Raw genomic sequence first — 2238 nt, 5'->3', positions numbered from 1 at the left:
TATCCTTTCATGGGTAAAACCAAGTTTATTTTTCCTTCTCCAGATTTCAATCTCAATTTCTGTAGCTATAGAGGTTCTTAGGTCTTCGATAAAGGCTTGCTGAATGCATTCTTCTCCTCCTGAAAATATATTGTCGTTTTCTTCATTCAGTTCTAATTTGTCACTTGGATACTCCAGATATGCACTCTTTGACATTTAACCTCTCTCCTTTTGCTTTATAACTAGTAATTAATCCAATACCTTAATCAACACCCCTGATTTAGACTTGTCCACTTCATGTCCCAGGAAGACAGGAACCACATTATTACAGTCATCATCTTCTAACCACTCATATTTCTGCATGAGATCTAAAGGCAACTGAGCAGCATTGATATAATCGAATTTTCTCTTTGAATCTCTGATAAAGTAGAACCCTATCTTATAGGGTTTTTCTTTCCCTTGAAGCAGGCTAAGAAACTTTCTGCGTTTAATCATATACTCTTCTTCAGAGGCCTTTATATACCTCTTGCATGTTTTAGACATTACTAGGAATTTACCAGTCCACTGCTTGCTATTTTTACTTGAGGGAACATTCCCAGCTATAAATATTCTAGTTTTGTCCATTGCTCTCCTCCACTTTATGTTTTGATATAGACCTATCCAGAGACTCAACCACATTTCCAAAAGTATAGTTTTGGGGGATTAATAATACAGTGATGATAAACAAAACCAGTATTTTCAGGTCATTTCCCTAAATCCTCAAGTTGTTTTTTTTTGAACTTCCAAAACTTTCTGAGACTTTCTATACTGCCTATGCCATATCTGGAAAGGAATATTCTCTGATCTGACAAAATCATCTCCCCGGCTTTTTTTCCTAAGACCTCCAGGAATTCAATTGTCTTTTCCAGGATCTCTTTCTCACTCACACTTAAGAGTTTTCCCTTTTGTATTTTTCATGTACAACCAGTATGCATATAGTTTTATTTCTGATTTCGTCACGATAATCCCCACCTCACACATTCGTTAAATCTTTGAAGGTTCCCTTTGAACATAAACATATCAGTTCCCACAGTTCCGTTTCTGTTTTTTACTGTCAAAACTTCCACGACTCCTTTGAACTCACTATCCTCGTTGTAATAATCATCTCTGTAAAGCATCTGTATAACAGAAGCATCCTGTTCTATCTGCCCTGATTCTCTCAAGTCACTCATCATAGGTCTTCTGTCTGCTCTTTGCTCCACTGCCCTAGATAACTGTGATAGTGCTATTACAGGAATTCTCAATTCTCTAGCCAAGTCTTTAAGTCCAAGGGAAATATTTGTTATCTCCTGTGTTCTATTCTCTCCAGGTCCACGTATAAGCTGCATATAATCAACGACTATAAAATCCAAAGGTTTAATCTGATATAGTCTTTTAGCTTCTGTTCTTATTTTGCTTAATGTCGCTCCAGGCATATCAACTATCTCTAAATCCAGTTTTTCAGCAACTTCTACAGCATCGGCTATTTTCTTCATGTCCTCATCTGTGAGTTTCTTCATTCCGTAAGAGGTCATTATTTTCCCTATATCAACCCCTCCAAATATTGAAACCATTCTTTTCATAAGCTGTTTTTTATCCATTTCCAAAGAAAAAAATGCTCCACGGTGTTTCTGGAAACAAAGCTTAGACGTTAGATTTAAAGCATAAGCAGTTTTTCCCATAGCAGGCCTGGCGGCTATTACCACAAGGTCACCTTTGTCAAAGAAAACCCTTTGATCAAGATTATCGTATCCGGTCTTCAAATGGTCGCTATTGCTTTCACGATTATCTACTTCATCAAAGATCCCTTTCATAGTATCCACTAGTTTCTCAGTATAATGGGGTCGTTCTTTCCCACTAGCCGATTCCAATTTCTCAGATATTTTTTCAGCCATCATTTCTCCGGTACAAAATTCATCAGAGATTATTACTGATAACTCCTTGGTTAGATAATCTCGTTTAATGATGTCTTTCAGTTGGTCAATATAGGCATCTATATTTGCACTATTAAATTCAACAGTCATTAGCGTATTCAGGTATTCCAAATCAAACTGATCCAACAGCCCAGGTTCTACTTTATCTCCGCTTTTAACAATTTCAGAGATTTTTTTGTGGAACTTTCTTTCTTCTCCAGTGAAAAGTTTATTATCCAGTTCTGCAACCTTTTGAGCTGCTGAATCACTTAGGAGTGTTGTGGATAGTATTCTAAGTTCATATTTTTTTCTAGGACTTACCATGATT

3 protein-coding genes and 1 pseudogene are annotated in these 2238 nt (G+C 36.6%); all 4 read right to left on the bottom strand.

Annotated features, from left to right (window positions below; genetic code table 11):
- Positions 1 to 195 (bottom strand): annotated as a pseudogene (locus tag ABZA26_RS13195) (hypothetical protein); the annotation flags it as partial.
- A 33-nt stretch (positions 196 to 228) separates the two neighbouring features.
- Positions 229 to 603: a hypothetical protein gene (locus ABZA26_RS13190; protein WP_372714969.1), complete on the bottom strand. Its 375-nt coding sequence runs from the start codon at positions 601 to 603 to the stop codon at positions 229 to 231.
- Positions 604 to 722: 119 nt separating this feature from the next.
- Entirely contained in the window at positions 723 to 905 is a 183-nt protein-coding gene (locus ABZA26_RS13185; RefSeq protein WP_372714968.1) for an SAM-dependent methyltransferase, read from the bottom strand.
- Between the two features lie 69 nt (positions 906 to 974).
- The coding region (locus ABZA26_RS13180; RefSeq protein WP_372714967.1) for a replicative DNA helicase at positions 975 to 2238 on the bottom strand (1264 nt) is incomplete at its 5' end.

The organism is Ilyobacter sp. (genome assembly GCF_041583315.1).
Lineage (GTDB): Bacteria > Fusobacteriota > Fusobacteriia > Fusobacteriales > Fusobacteriaceae > Ilyobacter.
Note: the sequence above shows the minus strand (reverse complement) of the source record. Positions and strands in the feature narration are given on the sequence as shown.

Coding starts and splice junctions, on each gene's coding strand:
- ABZA26_RS13190 (WP_372714969.1), bottom strand. CDS start 603: ATGGACAAAACTAGAATATTTATAGCTGGGAATGTTCCCTCAAGTAAA.